A 20,143-nucleotide genomic window follows, 5' to 3' on the forward strand; every position below is an offset into this window, starting at 1 on the left:
GGGCTCCAACGAGGCGCCTTTGCGGGCCGCCGCCCAGACGCTGCCGGCCCCGGTCGCGGGCACGGTCGTGGCGGAGGGCGGCCAGGCGCTCGCGACGGCGCTGGGCGGCCTCCTCGGCTGACGAACTCCCCAGCCGGCACACGCGTTTCCCCGCCCGCCCCCGGGTACGTTCGTGACGTGCCCGCCCGAGCGGGAACCACCGGGCCCCGCACCCGACCTGGGAGGCCTCATGCCGCTGCCCGCGCGCGTGCCCGTGCTGCCCGAGGGCGTCGACCCCGCCTGGCTCCCGCCGGCCGTCTTCCGGCCGCTCGGCTCACGGCGGACGCTGATCCGCGGCTCGGGGCCGCCGGTGGACGCCGTGCGCGCTGAAGTGGCCGATGCCTGCGCCCGGTTCGGCGGGCAGATGACGAGCGACGACGCAGGCGCGGCGACGCCCGCACACGACCTCGTGCTGGAGGCCGGGGACGCGAAGGGCCCGGAGGGGGAGGAGTTCACCTGCTCCCGCCGCGACGGCACCACCACCGTGACCGCCGCCGGACCCGCCGGACTGCTGTACGGCCTCTTCCACGTCGTCCGGCTAGGCGAGGACGCCTTCCGCGGCGCGTGGCCGCCCGAGACGCACCGTCCGGCCGTCGGCCTGCGAATGCTGGACCACTGGGACAACGTGGCCGTGCATCCGGTCATGGGCCAGGTCGAGCGGGGTTACGCGGGCGGGTCGCTGTTCTGGGCTGACGGGCGGGCACGCGGCGAGTCGGAGCGGGTGCGGGCCTACGGCAGGCTGCTCGCCGCCTGCGGGATCAACGCGATCACCGTGAACAACGTCAACGTGCACGAGACCGAGGCACGTCTGCTGACCGACCGGATCGGTGAAGTCGCCGACATCGCGCGCGCGTTGCGTCCCTACGGCATCCGCACCCACCTGTCGGTGACGTTCGCCGCGCCGGTCGTGCTGGGCGGGGAGGGCACCGCCGATCCGCTGGACCCGGCGGTGCGGCGGTGGTGGGCCGACGCGACCCGCCGCGTCTACCAGGCGATACCCGACTTCGGCGGATACGTCGTCAAGGCCGACTCGGAGGGTCAGCCCGGCCCGTTCGCCTACGGCCGCAGCCACGCCGACGGCGCCAACATGCTGGCCGCCGCGCTCGCCCCGTACGGCGGCACCGTGCACTGGCGGGCGTTCGTCTACGACCACCGCCAGGACTGGCGGGACCGGACCACGGACCGGGCCCGTGCCGCCCACGACCACTTCGTGCCGCTGGACGGCGAGTTCGCCCCCAACGCCGTGCTCCAGGTCAAGCACGGGCCGATGGACTTCCAGGTGCGCGAGCCCGTCTCGCCGCTGATCGGAGCGATGCCCCGCACCCGGCTCGCGGTCGAGGCCCAGGTCACCCAGGAGTACACCGGGCAGCAGCGGCACGCGTGCTGGCTGGGGCCCATGTGGAGCGAGGTGCTGCGCTTCCGTCCGGACGGGCGGGGCGCCACCGTGGGGGAGCTGGCGCGCGGCGGGCTCGTCGCCGTGTCCAACGCCGGCGACGACCCCTTCTGGACCGGCCACCCGCTCGCCCAGGCCAACCTGTACACGTTCGGACGGCTCGCCTGGCAGCCCGGCGCCGACCCGCGCGCCCTGCTCGGCGAGTGGATCCGCCTCACCCACCCGGACGCCCCGCAGCGGCTGACCGACGGCCTGCACACGGTCCTCGACGGGTCCTGGCGGACGTACGAGAAGTACACCGCACCGCTCGGCGTGGGCTTCATGGTGCAGCCGGGGCACCACTACGGGCCGAGCGTGGACGGCTACGAGTACAGCCCTTGGGGCACCTACCACTTCGCCGACCGGGACGGCGTCGGCGTCGACCGGTCCCGCGCCACCGGCACCGGATACGCCGGGCAGTACGCCGAGCCGTGGGCGGACCTGTACGAGTCGCCCGGCACCTGCCCCGACGAACTGCTGCTGTTCTTCCACCACGTCCCCTACGGGCACGTGCTGCACAGCGGCCGGACCGTGATCCAGCACATCTACGACACCCACTTCGAGGGCGTCGAGGAGGTCGAGGCGGCCCGCGAGGTATGGGCCTCGCTCGCCCATCTGGTCGAACCCGCCCGCCACGCGCGGGTCGCCGAGCTCTACGAGGAGCAGCTGCACAGCGCCCGCGAGTGGCGCGACCAGATCAACACGTACTTCTTCCGCAAGTCCGGCGTGCCCGACGAGCGGGGCAGGCCCATCCACTGAGCGCGAGCCCGTCCGTGGAGCGCGCGTGCTTCCCGGACCGGCGGCTCCCGGTCCCGGTCACACGGTGAAGTCCTTCCGGGTCTCGGCGATGACCGGGCGGCTGCCGTGCAGCAGCGACAGCAGCAGCGGGGCGGCCAGCAGGGCGGGCAGGGCCTCGGTCAGCAGGGCGGTGCCGGCGGCGGTCAGGACGAGCAGCGAGGCCGCGGCCAGGGTGGCGCGGCCGTGCCGGAGCAGGAAGTACGCGGCGAGGCGGGCCGTGTCGCGGGCCCGGAAGGCGAACAGGGACGTCAGCACGAGGGCGTGTGCGCCCCACAGCAGGGAGCCGGCCCCGATCCCCGCGAGCAGTACGGCCCACCAGCCGGGCAGACCGGTGGCGGCGAAGTGGGTGAGCGTGAAGGCGATCACGGTCAGCCAGGCCAGCAGGGACGCCCACAGCTTCAGCGCCGGCAACGCGTTGAGCCGCCAGCCCCGCCAGTAGGTGCGCGCCGGGTGGAGGTCGGTGAGGTCGTGGCCGCGGTGGTGGAGGGCGTACAGGGCGGCGGACAGGGCCGGGCCCAGCGGCAGCAGACAGCACGCCGCCAGGGGGAGGCCGGCGGTGTCCGGGCGGAGCAGGAACAGACCTGCCAGGCCCGGGGAGGCGGCCAGGAGGAGCAGCGCCTCGACCGTGACGACGGTGTGGACCAGGGCGGCGGCCCGCGACAGGGGGCCGGCGCCGAACGACGCCTGCGAGGCGCTCACCGCGGGCCCCCGGCGGCCGGCCCCGGGAGGGAGGGGAAGGCCCGGTGGCGCCGGCCGCCGCGCGGCGTCGGGCCGGGCCGCCCGGCCCCGGCCCCGGCGCGGGCGTGCCCGGCGTCGGGGCTGGGGCCGGCCGGCGCCGCGGGGACGCGGATCACCCGTTCTCCTTCCGGAAGCGTTCGTACGCCTTGTTGTGCAGGTCGACCAGCTGCTGCATGTTCTTCGCCTTCAACTCCGAGACGTACGCGCCCCACTCGGACAGCGGGCGCTTGCCGAGGGCGAACTTCAGGGTGTTCTGGGTGACGTGGTCGCGCAGCGGGGTCTCCCAGAGCGAGGCCTGCTCCTGCTCGACGGACTGCAGGGGGTGGGCCGGGGCCACCGGGAGCTGCTCGCGCACCACCATGGCGTCCTGGAACCTCTTCTCGTCCGGGCCGAACGACGAGGACACCAGCTCCCAGCTGCCGCCGTAGGTGAACACGCCGTTGAAGAAGCCGTAGTCCTTCTGCAGGTCCTTGGGCGCGTCCGGGTCGGAGCCCATCAGACTGATGCCGGGCTTGAGCGCGTACCGGCTGCCGGAGCGGGTGTAGGTGACGTCCTCGACGCCCCACTTGGCGAACCGCTGGCCCTCGTCCGAGTAATACAGCCAGTCCACGAACTGCATCAGCGCGACGAAGCTGTCGCTCTCGAGCGCCCTGCTGGAGATCATCACGCCGTTCTCCAGCCGCGCGCCGCCCAGCACCACCGGACCGGCCGGGCCGAGCGGCACCGGGATCATCTCGATCTTCGCGCCCTCGACCTGCTTCTCCAGGTTGAAGCGGTAGTTCTGCACCAGCTCCTGCGGGTTGGCGCTGATCGCGAACGCCTTCTCACCGAGGAGCTTCTGCACCGCCTCGTCGTCGGTCTGCGTGAAGCTCTCGGGATCCATCAGCTTCTCGGCGACCAGCTTGTGCAAGAACTCCACGACGTGGTGGAAGCCGTCCGTCGCGCCGGTGAAGACGAACTTCTCCGCCTGGGAGTCGAAGCTGATGTTGTCGTACGTCCAGCCGGCCCGGACGCCGAACGACTGGCCGAGGTAGCTCATCAGCGCGCCCACCGGGAAGGGCGTGTTGGTGCTCCAGCGGTCGGTGAAGGGGTAGCGGTCGGGATACTCCTCCTTGATCGCCCGGAACACCTGGTGCACCTCGTCCCAGGTGGTCGGCAGGGCCAGCCCGAGCCGCTCCAGGACATCCGTGCGCAGCGCCAGCGAGTAGTTCGACCGGACCCTCTCGTGCAGGCCGGGCAGCAGGTAGAACTTGCCGTCGGACTGGCGGATGGAGTCCAGCTCCGGCTCCAGCTTCCACTGCCTCACCTTCGCGCGGAAGTTGGGCATCAGATGCACGTAGTCGCTGACCGGGAGGATCGCCCCGGACGCCACGAACGCGACCTCCGAGGGGTGGTACGTCTTCGGGATCAGGAAAGGCGCGTCGCCGGCGCCGATCATGACGCTGCGCTTCTTCTCGTAGTCGCTGAGCGGGACGCCGATCGGCTTCAGGGTGACGCCGGTGCGGCGGGTCAGCTCCTTCCAGAACAGCCAGTCGCGCTTGAGCGGGTAGACCGGGTTGTCGTTGTGCAGCAGGTCGAAGTCGAGGGGTTTCGACGCCTTGAACTGCTGCCCGGCCCGGTACTCCTTCATCGCGCCGTTCTGCTTCTTCGACAGGTCCTTGCCGTCCCCGCCGTCGTCGCCGCTGCCGCAGCCGGTGACCGACGCGAGCCCCGCGAAACCGGCCGCGGCCAGGACCTGACGCCGCGACAGCCCGCCGGTGTTGTTGCGTCTTGCGTTGCGCACGGGTACTCCCTTGTTCCTGTTGGCCAGTTGACGAGAGGGGCGCGCGGTCAGCCCTTGACCGCGCCGAGCATCACGCCGGAGACGAAGTAGCGCTGGACGAACGGGTACACGCACAGGATGGGCAGCGACGTGAGCACGATCGTGACCGCCTGGATGTTCGCCGCGGTCTGGCTGAGCTGCTCGGCCCCGGCGCCCGCGTTGGAGCCGCTGGTCGCGCCGGCGATGAGGTTGCGCAGATACACGGTGACCGGCATCAGCTCGGTTCTGTCCATGTAGAGGAACGCGCCGAACCACGAGTTCCAGAAGGACACCGAGTAGAACAGCACCATCGTCGCCACGACCGCCTTCGACAGCGGCAGCACGATCCGCAGCAGAACGCCGTAGGTGTTCAGCCCGTCGATCTGCGCGGCCTCCTCCAGCTCGGTCGGCAGACTCTCGAAGAAGGCCTTCATCACCAGCAGGTTGAACACGCTGATCGCGTTGGGCAGCGCCAGCGCCCAGATGGTGTTCTTCAGGCCGAGGCTGGTGATCAGCACGTAGTTGGGGATCAGGCCGCCGGTGAAGAACATGGTGAACACCGCGGCCCCCACGAGGAAGCCGCGTCCCCTGAGCTGCTTCTTGGACAGCACATAGGCGTAGCAGGTCGTCAGGACCATGGCGACGGCGGTGGAGACGACCGTGTACAGCACGGTGTTGCCGTAGTTCCGCCAGAACATGCCGTCCCGGAACACGATCTCGTACGTGGTGAGGTTGAACCCCCTGGGCCACAGCGTGACCTCGCCGGCGCGGATGTGGCGTTCCCCGCTGAACGAACGGGCGATGATGTTGACGAAGGGGTAGAGGGTCACGGCCACGACGAGGGTCAGGATCACCCCGTTGACCGCCTGGAAGACACGGTAACCGCGCGTCGGCCGGTCGACGCTCACCACAGGCTCGTCCCCACCGTGCGGCGCGACAGCTGGTTCGCGGAGATGATCAGGAACAGGCCGATGACCGCCTCGAACAGGCCGATCGCGGCGGCGTAACTGAAGCTGTTGGACTCCACGCCGGTGCGGTACAGGTAGGTGGAGATCACGTCGGCGGTGGGATAGGTCAGCGGGTTGTACAGGAGCAGCACCTTCTCGAAGCCGACCGCGAGGAACGTGCCGATGTTGAGGATCAGCAGCGTGATCATGGTCGGGCGGATGCCGGGCAGTGTGACGTGCCAGATCTGCTGCCAGCGGTTGGCGCCGTCGATGCGCGCCGCCTCGTACAGGTCCTCGTCGATGGTGGTGAGCGCGGCCAGGTAGAGGATGGTGCCCCAGCCGGCGGTCTGCCAGATCTCCGAGCCGACGTAGATCGTGCGGAACCACTCCGGCTCCTGGATGAACCGGATCGGCTCGTGCCCGAACCAGCCGAGCACATGGTTGACCGGGCCGTCGGTGGCGAGCATCTGCAGCGTGATGCCCGCGACGATCACGATCGACAGGAAGTGCGGCAGATACGAGACCGACTGCACGAACCGCTTCAGGGACCGTCTGCGCACCTCGTTGAGGAGCAGTGCGAGCACGATCGGGATCGGGAAGCAGAAGACGAGGGTCAGGCCGCCGAGCCACAGGGTGTTGCGGAACACCTGCCAGAAGGTGGGATCGCTGAGGAACATCTCCACATAGCGCAGCCCCACCCATTCCTCGCCGAAGATCGACCCGCCCGGCTCGAAGCGGCGGAAGGCGATCACGTTGCCGATCATCGGCAGATAGCGGAAGACCAGGAAGAACAGCAGCGGCAGCACGACCAGCGAATACAGCTGCCAGTCGCGGCGCAGCGTCCGTCGCAGGCCGGTCCTGGCCAAAGGCCGGTCGCGGCGGGCGGTGCGTGCCGGAGGGGGGTCCTGGGCGCCGGGCGGGGGAGCCGGCCGGACGGAGGTGCTCATGCTCGGGCCTCTCACATGCGGGGGGAACGCAGTTGACCGAAACTTTCGAGCTTCTTCCCGTAACTTCGCGGCAACTTAGGGGTGGCTGTAAGCGCTGTCAATGGGTGTGGCAGGCAGGGTTTCTGAGGCGACGACACCTGGCTCGCCCTCTTGGCCGTCGGCTCACGACGTGGTGGGATCGGCCGACAGGTCTGAAGTTTCCGAGTCGGGATCGAAACAATCGGAGCGGGTGTGAGGCGTCTCGTGCTCGCCGTTCGGTGCGCGCCGAGCAGGGTCGGAGAAGGTCACGGGCGACGGCCGGGGCGGCGCCCCGGCCCGGCCGACGGGCCTGGTTTCGGACTGACTTCAGCCGTCTGGCGATATCCACTGGTGACCGGGGCGATCGCCGTGTAGCGTCGCTGTCAGATGTCTGGTTCGCCGTACCCGCCCGCGCTCCGGTGCGGGCGTTTTGCTGTGCAGGGCCCGAGGACCAGGACCATCACCTTCGGGTCCGCGCGGTGCGGATCCGTCACCGACCGAGAGGTACTGGCATGGCCAGCGGAACCGTCAAGTGGTTCAACTCCGAAAAGGGCTTCGGCTTCATCGCGCAGGACGGGGGCGGCCCCGACGTCTTCGCGCACTACTCCAACATCAACGCCAGCGGCTTCCGCGAGCTCCAGGAAGGCCAGGCCGTGACCTTCGACATCACCCAGGGTCAGAAGGGCCCGCAGGCGGAGAACATCACCCCCGCCTGACGCAGCACCCATCAGGCCGTGGCCCGCACAGCGATCGCTGTGCGGGCCACGGTCCGTGGACGGTCCGTGGGCAGGCCCGCCGGGCGGCCGGCTCGATCGGCGAAGGGGGAGCGAGTGAAGCGGACACGACGGGGAGCGGCCGGATTCGAGCCGGTTCTCGACCTCCAGTACGAGACGTACGCGCCTCTGCTGGCCGAGATGCGCCTCCCGGTGGACGACATGCCGACGCGGGCCGACGTCGAGGCGCTCCTGACCCCGCCGGTGCGGGACTGGCTCATGGTGCGGGCGCGCACCGGCCACCACGACGACCTGGTCCTCGCGCCCAGCGTGCGGCGTCTCGGGGGCTGGCGGCGTTTCCGGGAGCTGATCGACGGCGTCCCCTGGGCCGTCTTCGACGACAGGGCGCCCACCGGACCCTTCCGCTACCCGCTGGAACCGCCGGAGCGCCGTCCGCCCACGCTGGGGCGGTTGTCGGACGGCGTACGCGGCGCCCTCGGCCGTCCGCGCCGCGCCGCCGCGATCGCGGCGGAGCGCGCCCGGTACGCGGCCCGGCACGACGACGGGCAGCGGGCCGACTGGCTCGTCGGCTTCGTCCTCGACACCCGCCCGCGGCCGGACCGGCCGCAGGAGGAGCGGGGACTGCACTGGACCACACTGCACTGGCGCGGGCAGGCGGAGGCCATCCGGAAGGCCGACGAGGAGGAACACCGGCCGCACGGACGGCGCGTCGGCTCCCTCACCGTCCCGCAGTACTTCGTGTGGCAGGCCATGCGCCACCGCACCGGCGTTCCCCCGGCCGACACGCCCACGGAGAAGCCCTTCCTCGACATGGGCACGTCGGTGACGGTCCGGTGGGGTACGCGCTTTCCGTACTACCCCACCGCCGACTACCGCGTGCCCACCGACGACCACGCGTATCCCTTCGGGCGCACGGACGTCTACGGTCTCGTGGGCTCGGCGTCGCCGGACGGCGTGATCTCCGTCCGCGCGCGGGAGGGCTCCGACCGGGCCGTGCAGCACGAGGGCGTCAGGCTCGTCCTGAGACTGGCCTGACGCCCCCGCTCCCCGCTGCCGGTGCTATCCGGCGTAGGTCTCGAACTCGGCCACCCTCGGGGTGCCGGACGAGCCGGTGATCTCGAAGGTGACCTTGGTCAGCGAGGTCCGCGGGAAGGTGATGACGCCCGCGCCGCTGCCGGAGGCCAGGACGGACCCGGTGCTGCCGTTCAGCAGCCGCCAGGAGCCGATGTTGCCCACGGCGCCCGCCGCCTCACGGATGTTCACCGAGGACACCGCGGTGGCGGAACCCCACTTGACCGAGACCGCGCCGGTGGAGCCGGCCGGCGACCAGTAGGTGCTCATGTTGCCGTCGCGCACGTTGCCGTAGCTGGTCCCGTCGGCCTTGCTGGTGCCGTCCGCTCCGGCGCCGATGCTGAGGTTGGTCCCGCTCGGCTGGGTCGGCGTCGGGGTGGGGGTGGTCGGCGTCGGCGTCGGGGTGGTCGGCGTGGGAGTGGGGCTCGGCGTCTGCGGGGTGCAGCTGCCGTCGGACACCCGCAGGCCCTTGTTGGCGCCGGCGGTCTGGCTCACCACGCTCGGCACGCAGTTGGCCGGGTCGAGGCTGAAGGCGTACGGAATGCCGACCGTGGTGTTCGACGTCGGGTTGGGCCCGGCGGGGTAGTTGTCGGTGCCGGGGCTGGACCAGGTCACGTTGTCGAAGATGTTGCCGCCGACCTGCCAGTAGCCCTTGGCGTCGGTGTAGAAGGTGCCGAGGACGTCCTTGGAGTCCTCGAAGTAGTTGTTGTCCACCTTGGCCCTGGCTCCGGCCCGGGAGTTGATGCCGGACTCGTTCAGGCTCTTGTAGTGGTTGTTGTACATGTGGCCGATCCCGCCGCGCAGCAGGGGCGCGCGCGAGTCGATGTTCTCGTACAGGTTGTGGTGGAAGGTGACGTACCCGTTCGACAGGTCGCTCTCGCTGGAGCCGACGAGTCCGCCGCGCCCGGAGTTGCGCAGGATGCTGTACGACAGGGTGACGTACTGGGTGTTGTTCTTCATGTCGAAGAGGCCGTCGTAGCCCTCCGACTCACCGCCCGACGCCTCCAGCGTGGTGTGGTCCACCCAGATGTTGCGGACGTTGTCCTCCATGCCGATGGCGTCGCCGCCGTTGGACAGGGGAGAGCCCGACTTCTTGACGTTCCGGACCGTCACGTTCTGGATGATGATGTTGCGGGCGTCGCGGATGTGGATGCCCAGCTGGTCGAAGACGGCGCCGCTGCCGACACCGACGATCGTGACGTTGCTGATGCCCTTGAGTTCGATGCGGTCGGCGGCCGTGCTGCAGCCGGGGCCCGAGACCTGGCTGGTGTTGCCGTGGTTGATGGTCCCCTCGACCTGGATGACGATCGGGGTGCTGGTGCTGGCGCGGTTGCACAGGGCCGTGTGGATCGCGGTGCCCGTGGTGGCCCGTACCGTCTGGCCGCCGGCGCCGCCGGTCGTCCCGCCGTTCTGGGTCGCGAAGCCGGTGGCGCCGGCGGTCGCCGCCGATGCGGTGGGCATCGACAGGGCCACACCGGTCGCGGCGGCAACGGCCCCCGTGGCCAGCGCCGCACAGAGTCGCAGTGCGACTGGTCGTCTCATTGTTGCCTCGTCCTTCGTCCTTGAATTGCCGAGTGTGGTGGTGCCGTGGGCTGCGCGGCCACGTCCCAGCTGTGTTGTGGGCATGACAGTGGCCCGCTCGACGGGAAGCGGATCGGCGATGCCGCGGCAGCGTGGAACCGCTCTGCTCGGGTGCGTCCCCGTCCCGTGGTGCGTCGACAGCCCGGGCGGCCTCGCGCCGGATCTGCAGCGGCTCCGCACGAGGGCGCGGCAGGCGCCGCGATGAGCGCGCCTCCACCGGAACGACCCCTGAACCGGGAAAGCGCTTTCCGTCGGTGAGAATAGGATGGCGTCGGCGGGCTGACAAGGCTCCGCGCAATTTCGGAGTATCAACTTCCGGATCGTCCGGCGCACTTGCGCGCGGACCGGGCCGCATGGGTCGGTACCTGTTGTGCGGAGATGCGACTCCGATGTGCTGCCGATGTGATGCCGGAGTCCCTGCTTCGCCGGCGAAGAGCAAGCGCACCGGCAGGGCATCCGGACCACGTCGTGTGCAATCCCACCCTGCAGTGCGGCGACCCGGTGGCCCGGCGTTGTCCGGTGGGTGGGGCCGGTCGCGCAGTGGGGTCGAGTGGACTGGTGCGCGACATGCTCGTCGCTCCCCGGTGGGCTGGAGCGAGCGATGTGCGTGGGCCCTGTCCCAGGAGGGCCGGCAGGCGCTCGCTCGGCGGAGGGACCGCCGAGCGGGCGATGGGCCCCTGTTGCCCGTGGGTCGCCCGGACCGATGCGTGCCGTTCCCCGTTCAAGGAGGGTCCGTCCGCCGGATGCCGGGGCAGGGTCGTCGTCGAGCGTGCGTGTCGGGCTGTCGGCGGCGGTCCCGGAACACCGCACCGCAGACCCCTCCGCCCCCGATTGTCAGTGGCTGTTGGTAGAACTGCGGTCATCACCACACGCACGCCCTCACTCTGCACAGGAGCAGCCGCATGACCATCACCGGCCACCTCGACGCGCTGTACCGGCTGCCCGCCTGCACGTTCCCGGGGCCCGATGAGCGCACGGACGACCTGCCCGAGGCCGACTCGTTCGCCTGGCGGGTCACCAGTGACGTGTACGACGCCGACGAGGAGTGGACGGCGGCGTTCGCCCGGTTCTGCGCTGCTGTCGACACCACGCGGGTGCGGGCGCTGATCGTCGGCGCCTGGCAGGAGGCCTACGACAGCGACCCGTCCCCGGTCATCGAGGCCCTGCTGGCCGCGCGCGAGCGCTTCCCCGCGCTGCGGGCGCTGTTCCTCGGCGACATGGAGATGGAGGAGTGCGAGATCTCCTGGATCCACCAGACCGATGTGACGCCCCTGCTCGAAGGGTTCCCCGCACTCGAGGAGTTCGGCGTCCGGGGCGGCACGGACCTCGCCTTCACGCCGCTGCGTCACACGGGCCTGCGCCGGCTGACCGTCGAGACCGGCGGGCTGCCCGCGCAGGTAGTGCGCGGGGTCGGCGCCAGCGACCTGCCGGCGCTGGAGCACCTCGACCTGTGGCTGGGCACCTCCGACTACGGCGGCGACAGCGAGATCGCCGACCTGGCGGAGATCCTGTCCGGCGCCCGGCTGCCGAGCCTGCGCCATCTGGCGCTGCGCAACAGCGAGATGCAGGACGCCGTCGCCGCGGCCGTCGCCGCCTCGCCGGTGGTCGACCGCCTGGAGGTGCTGGACCTGTCGATGGGCGTTCTGACCGACGAGGGCGCCGCCGCGCTGCTGGACGGCCGGCCGCTCACCCATCTGAAGAAGCTCGACCTGCACCACAACTACCTGAGCGAGCCGGTGAAGGAGCGGCTCCGGCAGGCGCTGGAACCCGCGGGCGTCGAACTCGACCTCGACCGCGCGGACGCCGACGAGGACGTCGAGGGCGACGGCAGCGTGTGGCGCTACGTCTCCGTGGGCGAATGACCCCTCGGCACGTCCCCGGCACGCGCTTCGCGGTCGTCGGCAACCCCGGCAGCCGCCGGGTGGCCCTGTTCGGCGACGCGGTGCGGGCGGCGGGCCTGCCCGCCCCGCGCCTCGTCGCCTGGCGGGACGTCCTGCGCGCCCAGGGTGCGGAGTTCGGGCCGGACGAGGTGGTCCGGCTCGACTCACCGGGAGAGGACGCGGAGGTCGACCGGCTGCTGCGCGGTGCCCCGGACCCGACCCGGGTGGAGGGCTCGGCGCGCTGGTACGCCGGCTTCCTCGCCGCCGTGCGCACACTGCGCGGCGGCGTCCGCCTGGACGATCCCGACGAGCTGGCGGTGCTGTTCGACAAACGGCGCTGCCATGCCGTCCTCGACGCGGCCGGGGTGCCCGTCCCGGCCTCGCCCACGTCGGGCGCGGGGTCGGCGCATGTCCGCGGCTGGGACGACGTGCGGGCGCTGATGCGGGAGCACCGGATGCCCCGGCTGTTCGTCAAGCCCGCGCACGGCTCGTCGGCCTCCGGCGTGCTCGCCGTGGAACGCGGCGGCGCCGGCCGGATCCGGGCGACGTCCTCGGTGGAACTCACCGGGGACGGCCGTCTGTTCAACTCGCTGAAGGTGCGCCGCTACGAGCGGGAGCAGGACGTCGCGGCCATCGTCGACGCGCTCGCCCCGGACGGACTGCATCTGGAGCGCTGGCTGCCGAAGGCCTCCCAGCAGGGGCGCGCCGCGGATCTGCGGGTCGTCGTCGTGGCCGGCCGGGTCACCCACGCGGTGGTGCGCACCAGCCGCTCTCCCATGACGAACCTGCACCTCGGGGGCGCCCGTGGCGACCTGGATGCCGCCCGGCACGCCGTCGAGGCCGCGGGCGCCCGCTGGACCGACCTGCTCGGCGTGTGCGAACGGGCCGCCGCCTGCTTCCCCGGCACCCTCTGCGTGGGCGTCGACCTCCTGCCCGCGACCGGCTGGCGCCGGGCGGCCGTCGGCGAGGTCAACGCCTTCGGGGACCTGCTGCCCCGCCTCACCGGCCTGCCCGGCAGCGACGCCGAGGGCATGGACACCTACGCCGCCCAGGTCGCCGCGGCGCTGCGCCTGCACGCCGGTCCGGCCGACACGGCGGACCGCCCGCACACCCCGGACCGCCTCTGGGACCCGCCGCCCGCCCCGCACCACCGCACGCCCGCCCCGCCCACCCCGGACGACCCCCCGCAGCCCTCACCCGCCCCGCACCCCGCACCCGCCCGGGGTCACCCGCAGCCGCATCCTCCACCCACCCCGCACGCCCCTGACCCTCCGCACCCGCACGCTCCGCACCCGCACCAGCCCCGAACCACAGGACCCGGCCATGCCCTCGCCCGCCCCAAGCCCTGAGCAACTCCCGCCCCCCGCCCCGGCAACGGCCGAGCCGGACATGAACGCGGTCGTCGGCAGTCACGACCTGCTCCTCGTCACGCTCGACACCCTGCGCTACGACGTCGCCGCCGAGCTGGCCGCCGCGGGCCGCCTCCCCAACCTGGCCCGGCACCTGCCCGGCGGCCGGTGGGAGAAGCGGCACGCCCCGGGCAACTTCACCTACGCCTCCCATCAGGCGATCTTCGCGGGCTTCCTGCCGACCCCGGCCGGCCCCGGACCGCACCCCCGCCTGTTCGCCGCGCGCTTCGCCGGCAGCGAGACCACCGCCGAGAAGACGTTCGTCCACGACAGCCCGGACCTGGTCGCCGGCCTGGCCGCGGCCGGCTACCGCACCGTGTGCATCGGGGGAGTGGGGTTCTTCAACAAGCAGGGCGCGCTCGGCTCGGTGCTGCCCGGACTCTTCCAGGAGTCCCACTGGACGCCCGAGTTCGGCGTCACCTCACCCCGGTCGTTCGAGAACCAGGTCGCCTGCGCCGAGCGCGTCGTCGCCGGACTCCCCGCACAGCAGCGGCTGTTCCTCTTCGTCAACGTCTCCGCCCTGCACCAGCCGAACTGGTTCCACCTTCCCGGCGCGACCCGCGAGGCCGGCGACACCCGGGAGACCCACGCCGCCGCCCTTGAATACGTCGACCGGCACATCGGGCGGCTGTTCGCCGCCGCGAGCTCCCGGCGCCGCTGCCTGGCCATCGTCTGCTCCGACCACGGCACCGCCTACGGCGACGACGGCTACACCGGCCACCGCCTGGGCCACGAGTCCGTGTGGACGGTGCCCTACGCCCACTTCTTCCTCGACCCCACGCCGACCGAGGCCGCCCGATGACCACCGCCGCCCTGCCCGCCACCCACCTCGGCCCCTACCAGAGCTACGTCTACGCCTACCCCCACAAGACCGCCTACCGCAGGCTGCCCGACCGTCCGGAGCTGGCATCCCTATGGGCGGCCGAACCCAAGCACGCCCTCTCCCTCTACCTGCACATACCCTTCTGCGAGGTGCGCTGCGGGTTCTGCAACCTGTTCACCCGTATCGGCGCCCCCGACGGCCTGACCGGCGCCTACCTCGACGCCCTGGAACGCCAGGCGGACGCCGTGCGCGCCGCCCTCGGCGACGGGGAGGCAGTCCGTTTCGCCACCGCCGCGTTCGGCGGCGGCACGCCGACCTTCCTGACCGCCGCCGAACTGGAGCGGCTCTGCGACATCGCCGAGCACCGCATGGGCGCCGACCTGCGCGCCGTCCCGTTGTCGGTGGAGGCCTCGCCCGCGACCGCCACCGCCGACCGGCTCGCCGTGCTCGCCGAGCGCGGCGCCACCCGGCTCAGCCTGGGCGTGCAGAGCTTCGTCGACTCCGAGGCCCGCGCCGCCGTACGCCCCCAGCGCCGCGCCGACGTCGAGGCGGCCCTCGGGCGCATCCGCGACGCCCGCGTGCCGGTCCTCAACATCGACCTCATCTACGGCATCGACGGCCAGACGGAGGAGTCCTGGCGGCACTCCCTGGACGCGGCCCTGCACTGGCGGCCCGAGGAGCTGTACCTCTACCCCCTCTACGTCCGCCCCCTCACCGGCCTCGACCGCCGCCGCCCCGGCCCCGACCCGCAGTGGGACGAGCAGCGGCTGCGCCTCTACCGCGCCGGACGCGACCATCTGCTCGCCCACGGCTACACCCAGCAGTCGATGCGTATGTTCCGCCGTGCCGACGCCCCCGCCCAGGGCGCCGACGACTACGCCTGCCAGACCGACGGCATGATCGGCCTCGGCTGCGGCGCCCGCTCCTACACCGCAGGACTGCACTACTCCTTCGACTACGCCGTCGGCATGCACCAGATCCGCGGCATCATCGACGACTACGTCGCGACGGCCGACTTCTCCCACGCCGAGGTCGGCTACCGCATGAACGCCGACGAGACACGCCGACGGCATCTGCTCCAGTCCCTGCTCCAGGCCGAGGGCCTGCGCGTGGACGACTACCGCGCCCGGTTCGGCGCCGCGCCCGCCGACGACTTCGCCACCGACCTCGCGCGCCTCGCCGACCGGGGCTGGCTCGCGGACACCGACCCCACGACCCTGCGGCTCACCCCCGAGGGCCTCGCCCACTCCGACGCCATCGGCCCCGAGCTGTTCTCCCCGGCGGTGCGGGCCGCCATGGCCGCCTACGAGCGGAAGTGACCGCCCGGCCATGGATCTGACCCTCCTCTACCGGGGCCCTCTCGCCTCCTGCGACTACGACTGCCCCTACTGCCCGTTCGCCAAGCGGCGCGACACCCCCGCCCAGCTGCGCGCCGACCGCGCGGCCCTGGAACGGTTCGCCGCCTGGGCCGAGGGCCAGACCGGCGACCGGCTGTCGATCCTGTTCACGCCCTGGGGCGAGGGCCTGGTCCGCTCCTGGTACCGGCGCACGCTGGCCCGCCTGTCGCACCTGCCGCACATCCGCCGGGTCGCCATCCAGACGAACCTCAGCTGCCGCACCGACTGGCTCGCCGACGCCGACCCCGGCACGCTCGCCCTGTGGTGCACGTACCACCCCGGCCAGACCCCCTACGACCGTTTCCTCGCCAAGTGCCGGGACCTCGCCGAGCGCGGCGTCCGCTTCAGCGTCGGCGTCGTCGGCCTGCCCGACCACCTGCCGCACGCCCGCCGCCTGCGCGCCGACCTGCCCCCGCACGTCTACCTGTGGGTCAACGCCGCCGAGGGCCACGTCTACACGGACGCCGACGCCGACCGGTGGACCGCCCTGGACCCGCTGTTCCCCTACAGCCGCCACCCCCACGCGAGCGCCGGACTGCCCTGCCGCACCGGCGAGTCCGTGATCTCGGTCGACGGAGAGGGGACCGTCCGCCGCTGCCACTTCGTGCCCGCCCCGCTCGGCAACCTCTACGACGGCAGCTACCGTGCCGCCCTGCGCCCCCGCGGCTGCCCGCTCGCCGCCTGCGACTGCCACATCGGCTACGTGCACCTGGAAACCCTGCCGCTGTACGACGTCTTCGCGGGCGGCGTCCTGGAACGCGTCCCGGCCGTCCTCGATGGGAAGACGCCGATCCCCAGGCCGGTGATCGAGGTCATGAACTGAGCAACGCGAGCTGAAACGCGCTGCGGTGCGAGATGACCCTGCTGTACCGCGGGGGCCGGGGGAGGAAGCTGCTTCACGAAGCATTCCGGACACTGTCCGGACGTCGCGCACGACAGCGTGCTCCACGGCGCGAGGGTGGTGCAGGCCCACTGCTCGGCGCCCGGATACCACCAGCTCCGGCAGCTGCAGAACCGGTAGTCCGGGCCGAACGACCGGCGCCGGTCTGTCCCACCGCCCCGGGATCCTCCACCATGAGGCGAGCGACCGTACGACTTTGCCGCCTCGCCTGGAGGATCCGTGAGACAACCGTCCCTCGCCCCGGCCGTGTCGACCGTCCTGGCGCTCCTGGCCGCCTGCTTCCTGGGCGCAGCCCCCGCCCACGCCGCCGGCTCCGTCGGCGCCCAGCAGGTCGTCGTCCGGGGCGGTGACCTGCTGTACGGCGACAACGGACGCGTGTGCACGGTCGGCTTCAACGCCCGCAGCTCCACCACGACCTACGCGCTCCTCGCCGGGCACTGCCTGTCGACCGGCACGACCTGGTACGCGGACCCGGGTCGCACGATCCCGGTCGGCGTCACCGACGCCGTGTCCTTCCCGTCCGACGACTACGGGGTCGTCCGCTACACCAACCCCTCCGTCGCCCGCCCCGGCGAAGTCTCCCTGGGCGGCGGCGCGGTCCGCGACATCACCGGCGTCACCGCTCCGCGCGTCGGCCAGAGCGTCTGCCACGTCGGCCGGGTCGGCGGGCTGCGCTGCGGCACGGTGACCGCCATCAACGTCACCGTCTCCTACGGCGGAGGCACGGTGTACGGCCTCTTCCGCTCGAACGCCTGCCTGGAGCCGGGCGACACGGGCGGCCCGGCCTTCTCCGGCACCACCGCCCTCGGCCTCCTCGTCGGCGGCAGCGGCAACTGCTCCTCCGGCGGCGTCGCCTACTACCAGCCGGTGGTCGAGGTCCTGTCGGCGTACGGGCTGACCGTCTACTGAGCGCCGTCCCGTTCCCCCCGCCCGTCGCGGGCCAGGGCGCTGGGCCACCATGCCCGGGGACCGATGTCGATCATCAGCGCGGGCACCAGCAGCGAGCGGACGACGAGGGTGTCGAGCAGAACGCCGAAGGCCACGATGAACGCGATCTGCACCAGGAAGGCCAGCGGGATCACCATGAGCGCCGCGAACGTCGCGGCGAGCACGACGCCGGCCGAGGTGATCACGCCGCCGGTCGTGGTGAGCCCGCGCAGCACGCCCTGTCGGGCGCCGTGCTCCAGCGCCTCCTCCCGGACCCGGGACATGAGGAAGATGTTGTAGTCGACGCCGAGGGCCACCAGGAACACGAAGCCGTACAACGGCACCGACGCGTCGGCGCCGCCGAAGCCGAGGAGGTGCTCGAAGACCAGCGTCGACACGCCGAGCGTGGCCAGGAAGTTGAGCGCGACGGTCGCCACCAGGAGCACCGGCACCAGCAGTGAGCGCAGCAGGAGGACGAGGATCAGCAGGATGACGCCGAGCACCACGGGGACGATCACCGTGCGGTCCCGGGCGGCGGTCCGCTGGGTGTCGTACTGCTGGGCGGTGTACCCGCCGACCAGGGCGTCCGCGCCCGGCACCGCGTGCACCTCGGCGCGCAGCCGCTCGACGGTCTCCTTGGCGGCGTCGCTGTCCGCCGCCGCCCGGAGGGTGGCGTCGATGCGCACGCGGCCGTCGACCACGAGTGGCTCGCCGCCCCCGGGCCGTCCGGAGGCGGAGACCGGGTCGGCCGTCGCCACGCCCTCGGTGTTGCGCGCCGCCGCCGTCACCTGCGCGGCACGGTCCGCGTCGGCGATGATGACGGCGGGGTTGCCGGATCCGCCGGGGAAGTGCTCACCGAGCGTCTCCTGGGCGGCGACCGAGGGGGCCTCGCCCACGAAGACCTCGTCGAGTGGCACGCCCTTGGCGGACAGGGAGGGCGAGAACGCCGCGAAGAAGGCCAGCACGAGGGCGGTCACCAGCCAGGTCCAACGCGGCCGGCCGTCCACCTCGGCGGCGACCCGGCGCCACACCCCGTGTCCCTTCGCCGAGGCGTCCGACGCACGGGGCCGGGACGGCCAGTAGGCGGTCCGGCCCAGCAGGGCGAGCACGGCCGGCAGGAAGGTCAGTGTGGACAGCACAGCGCACCCGATGCCGATGGCGCCGACCGGTCCGAGGGCGCGGTTGTTCGTCAGATCGCTCGCCAGCAGGGCCAGCAGGCCGAGCGCCACGGTGGCCGCGCTCGCCGTGATCGCGCCGAACGACCTGCGCACCGCCGTCGCCGCGGCGGCGGTCCGGTCCCCGCGGACGGCGAGCTCCTCGCGGAAGCGGGCGGCCAGCAGCAGCGCGTAGTCGGTGGCCGCGCCGATCACCAGAATCGAAAGGATGCCCTGCACCTGGCCGTCCACCCGGACCACGTCCCGGTCCGCGAGCGCGTAGACGACGGCGCTCGCCAGTCCGAGGGCGAACACGGAACCCAGGATGATCACGAATGGGAGAAGGACGCTCCGGTAGACGAGCAGCAGGATCAGCAGCACGGCGCCGAGCGCCACGCCCAGCAGGAGGCCGTCGATGCCCGCGAAGGCGTCCGACAGGTCGGCCTGGCTCGCCGCCGGTCCGGCGATCTGCACCGTCGTGTCCGGGACGCTCTCCGCCGCCTCGCGCACCCCGTCGAGCACCGTGGGCAGTTCCTCGCCCAGGTCGGGCTCCAGTTGGACGACGGCCTGCAGTGCCCTGCCGTCGTCGGAGAGCAGGGCGGGGGACGGACGGCCGACGACGCCGGGGGCGCCGGCGAGCGCACCGACGGCGTCGGTGGCGGTCGTGCGCTGCGCCCCGGCGACCCGCTCCCCGTCCGCCGTCCAGACGACGACGGCGGGCAGCGTCTCCGCCTGGTCGAAGGCCTCCCGTTCGTCGAGCACCCGGGTGGATTCGGCGCTGCGCGGGAGGAAGGCGGCCTGGTCGTTGGTGGCCACCTCGCCCAGTTTCCCGGCGTACGGCCCGAGCGTTCCCCCGATGCCCAGCCAGACGAGCAGCAGGAGCAGGGGCACGAGCCGGCGGGCCCGGCGGGGTGTGATGTTCATGAGCATCCCGGAAGTGGACGGAGTGACCGCGGCGTGATCATGCCTCGACAGTAAAGTATGTCAATCATTGAGAAACCTTATACTCAAGACATGAGCGGTTCCGGCATGCCCTCGCCATCACTTCCGGCGGACGACCCGACGGGGTTGCAGTCCTTCGCGGTTCTGCTGCGTCGCATGAACGCCGAGTTCAACCGCATCGCCCAGGACTTCGCCCAGGCGCAGGGCCTGCACCTGACCGACGTGCAGGCCCTCATCGCGATCCTCGACGCCGACCCCGACGACGGGCCCATGACGCCCGGCCGGCTGCGGCGCCGGCTCCACCTCACGTCCGGCGCGGTGACCGCGTGCGTCGACCGGCTGGAGAAGGCCGGTCACATCCGGCGCGTCCGCGCGGCCGACGACCGCCGCGTGGTGCACCTTCACTACGCACAGGCGGCCAGAGCCGTCGGCCGGGACTACTTCCGGCCACTGGCCCGCGGCACCGACGCGGCGCGCAGCCGTTTCACCCAGGAGGAACTGGCCGTCGTCGTGCGGTTCCTCGCCGAGCTGAACCGCGAACTCGACGCCCTGCGCCCGGCTTCCGCCGACTGAACGACCCGAACGCTTTCGAACGCCCCGGCTG

Annotated in this window: 15 protein-coding genes and 1 pseudogene; 10 read left to right on the forward strand and 6 right to left on the reverse strand. The window is 72.1% G+C overall.

Annotation, left to right across the window (positions count from 1 at the left end):
- The first annotated feature begins 229 nt into the window (after positions 1-229).
- The gene (locus tag ACZ6KF_RS16325; protein ID WP_469238830.1) at positions 230-2,230 is read left to right on the forward strand and encodes an alpha-glucuronidase; all 2,001 of its coding nucleotides are present in this window, start codon (positions 230-232) and stop codon (positions 2,228-2,230) included.
- A 57-nt stretch (positions 2,231-2,287) separates the two neighbouring features.
- Here the strand turns inward: ACZ6KF_RS16325 and ACZ6KF_RS16330 are convergent, their stop codons facing one another.
- The 4 genes from ACZ6KF_RS16330 to ACZ6KF_RS16345 all read right to left on the reverse strand — a co-directional run bounded on the left by ACZ6KF_RS16330 (position 2,288) and on the right by ACZ6KF_RS16345 (position 6,702).
- Complete coding sequence (locus tag ACZ6KF_RS16330; RefSeq protein WP_469176919.1) at positions 2,288-2,968, reverse strand: YesL family protein; 681 nt, start codon at positions 2,966-2,968, stop codon at positions 2,288-2,290.
- Between the two features lie 151 nt (positions 2,969-3,119).
- The gene (locus ACZ6KF_RS16335; protein WP_469176921.1) at positions 3,120-4,790 is read right to left on the reverse strand and encodes an ABC transporter substrate-binding protein; all 1,671 of its coding nucleotides are present in this window, start codon (positions 4,788-4,790) and stop codon (positions 3,120-3,122) included.
- 47 nt (positions 4,791-4,837) lie between these two features.
- Positions 4,838-5,719, reverse strand: coding sequence for a carbohydrate ABC transporter permease (locus ACZ6KF_RS16340; protein WP_469159258.1), 882 nt, complete (start codon positions 5,717-5,719; stop codon positions 4,838-4,840).
- Positions 5,713-6,702 carry an ABC transporter permease gene (locus ACZ6KF_RS16345; RefSeq protein ID WP_356628571.1) on the reverse strand — a complete coding sequence of 330 codons (990 nt, stop codon included), beginning with the start codon at positions 6,700-6,702 and terminating at the stop codon, positions 5,713-5,715. Before ACZ6KF_RS16345 ends, ACZ6KF_RS16340 begins: the two co-directional genes overlap by 7 nt.
- A 530-nt stretch (positions 6,703-7,232) precedes the next feature.
- Here ACZ6KF_RS16345 and ACZ6KF_RS16350 point away from each other — a divergent pair.
- Both ACZ6KF_RS16350 and ACZ6KF_RS16355 read left to right on the forward strand, forming a co-directional pair.
- On the forward strand, positions 7,233-7,436 hold the full coding sequence (locus ACZ6KF_RS16350) for a cold-shock protein (protein WP_059190954.1): 204 nt from the start codon (positions 7,233-7,235) through the stop codon (positions 7,434-7,436).
- A 114-nt stretch (positions 7,437-7,550) separates the two neighbouring features.
- The gene (locus ACZ6KF_RS16355) at positions 7,551-8,489 is read left to right on the forward strand and encodes a hypothetical protein (RefSeq protein ID WP_469238833.1); all 939 of its coding nucleotides are present in this window, start codon (positions 7,551-7,553) and stop codon (positions 8,487-8,489) included.
- 24 nt (positions 8,490-8,513) lie between these two features.
- Here ACZ6KF_RS16355 and ACZ6KF_RS16360 read toward each other — a convergent pair whose 3' ends face one another.
- Positions 8,514-10,067, reverse strand: a complete 1,554-nt coding sequence (locus ACZ6KF_RS16360) for a pectate lyase family protein (protein ID WP_356628575.1) — start codon at positions 10,065-10,067, stop codon at positions 8,514-8,516.
- Between the two features lie 941 nt (positions 10,068-11,008).
- Here ACZ6KF_RS16360 and ACZ6KF_RS16365 point away from each other — a divergent pair.
- The 6 genes and pseudogenes from ACZ6KF_RS16365 (at position 11,009) to ACZ6KF_RS16390 (ending at position 17,425) form a co-directional block, all read left to right on the forward strand.
- Complete coding sequence (locus ACZ6KF_RS16365; RefSeq protein WP_356628577.1) at positions 11,009-11,968, forward strand: STM4015 family protein; 960 nt, start codon at positions 11,009-11,011, stop codon at positions 11,966-11,968.
- Positions 11,965-13,071: pseudogene (locus tag ACZ6KF_RS16370) on the forward strand (STM4014 family protein); the annotation flags it as partial. The gene ACZ6KF_RS16365 and the pseudogene ACZ6KF_RS16370, both read left to right, overlap by 4 nt.
- Positions 13,072-13,375: 304 nt before the next feature.
- Complete coding sequence (locus ACZ6KF_RS16375; RefSeq protein ID WP_356628581.1) at positions 13,376-14,197, forward strand: STM4013/SEN3800 family hydrolase; 822 nt, start codon at positions 13,376-13,378, stop codon at positions 14,195-14,197.
- Positions 14,194-15,537: an STM4012 family radical SAM protein gene (locus tag ACZ6KF_RS16380; protein WP_469238960.1), complete on the forward strand. Its 1,344-nt coding sequence runs from the start codon at positions 14,194-14,196 to the stop codon at positions 15,535-15,537. The genes ACZ6KF_RS16375 and ACZ6KF_RS16380 overlap by 4 nt, the downstream gene beginning before the upstream one ends.
- A 10-nt stretch (positions 15,538-15,547) precedes the next feature.
- Positions 15,548-16,438 (forward strand): STM4011 family radical SAM protein, encoded by an 891-nt coding sequence (locus ACZ6KF_RS16385; protein WP_356628585.1) that lies wholly within the window; start codon positions 15,548-15,550, stop codon positions 16,436-16,438.
- 297 nt (positions 16,439-16,735) lie between these two features.
- The gene (locus tag ACZ6KF_RS16390) at positions 16,736-17,425 is read left to right on the forward strand and encodes a S1 family peptidase (protein WP_469176929.1); all 690 of its coding nucleotides are present in this window, start codon (positions 16,736-16,738) and stop codon (positions 17,423-17,425) included.
- On the opposite strand, the gene ACZ6KF_RS16395 is transcribed toward ACZ6KF_RS16390, so the two are convergent.
- Positions 17,419-19,521, reverse strand: coding sequence for an MMPL family transporter (locus ACZ6KF_RS16395; RefSeq protein ID WP_469238967.1), 2,103 nt, complete (start codon positions 19,519-19,521; stop codon positions 17,419-17,421). The two genes, ACZ6KF_RS16390 and ACZ6KF_RS16395, sit on opposite strands and share 7 nt — an antisense overlap.
- 90 nt (positions 19,522-19,611) lie before the next feature.
- Here ACZ6KF_RS16395 and ACZ6KF_RS16400 point away from each other — a divergent pair, with 90 nt between their 5' ends.
- Positions 19,612-20,112 (forward strand): MarR family winged helix-turn-helix transcriptional regulator, encoded by a 501-nt coding sequence (locus ACZ6KF_RS16400; RefSeq protein ID WP_356628591.1) that lies wholly within the window; start codon positions 19,612-19,614, stop codon positions 20,110-20,112.
- Positions 20,113-20,143 lie beyond the last annotated feature (31 nt).

This window comes from Streptomyces sp. NPDC046379 (genome assembly GCF_055587785.1).

What these genes read in the sequence shown, in the direction of transcription:
- ACZ6KF_RS16325 (WP_469238830.1), top strand. Translation starts at nt 230, where the DNA reads ATGCCGCTGCCCGCGCGCGTGCCCGTGCTGCCCGAGGGCGTCGACCCC.
- ACZ6KF_RS16400 (WP_356628591.1), top strand. Translation starts at nt 19,612, where the DNA reads ATGAGCGGTTCCGGCATGCCCTCGCCATCACTTCCGGCGGACGACCCG.
- ACZ6KF_RS16365 (WP_356628577.1), top strand. Translation starts at nt 11,009, where the DNA reads ATGACCATCACCGGCCACCTCGACGCGCTGTACCGGCTGCCCGCCTGC.
- ACZ6KF_RS16385 (WP_356628585.1), top strand. Translation starts at nt 15,548, where the DNA reads ATGGATCTGACCCTCCTCTACCGGGGCCCTCTCGCCTCCTGCGACTAC.
- ACZ6KF_RS16375 (WP_356628581.1), top strand. Translation starts at nt 13,376, where the DNA reads ATGAACGCGGTCGTCGGCAGTCACGACCTGCTCCTCGTCACGCTCGAC.
- ACZ6KF_RS16350 (WP_059190954.1), top strand. Translation starts at nt 7,233, where the DNA reads ATGGCCAGCGGAACCGTCAAGTGGTTCAACTCCGAAAAGGGCTTCGGC.
- ACZ6KF_RS16380 (WP_469238960.1), top strand. Translation starts at nt 14,194, where the DNA reads ATGACCACCGCCGCCCTGCCCGCCACCCACCTCGGCCCCTACCAGAGC.
- ACZ6KF_RS16395 (WP_469238967.1), bottom strand. Translation starts at nt 19,521, where the DNA reads ATGAACATCACACCCCGCCGGGCCCGCCGGCTCGTGCCCCTGCTCCTG.
- ACZ6KF_RS16360 (WP_356628575.1), bottom strand. Translation starts at nt 10,067, where the DNA reads ATGAGACGACCAGTCGCACTGCGACTCTGTGCGGCGCTGGCCACGGGG.
- ACZ6KF_RS16345 (WP_356628571.1), bottom strand. Translation starts at nt 6,702, where the DNA reads ATGAGCACCTCCGTCCGGCCGGCTCCCCCGCCCGGCGCCCAGGACCCC.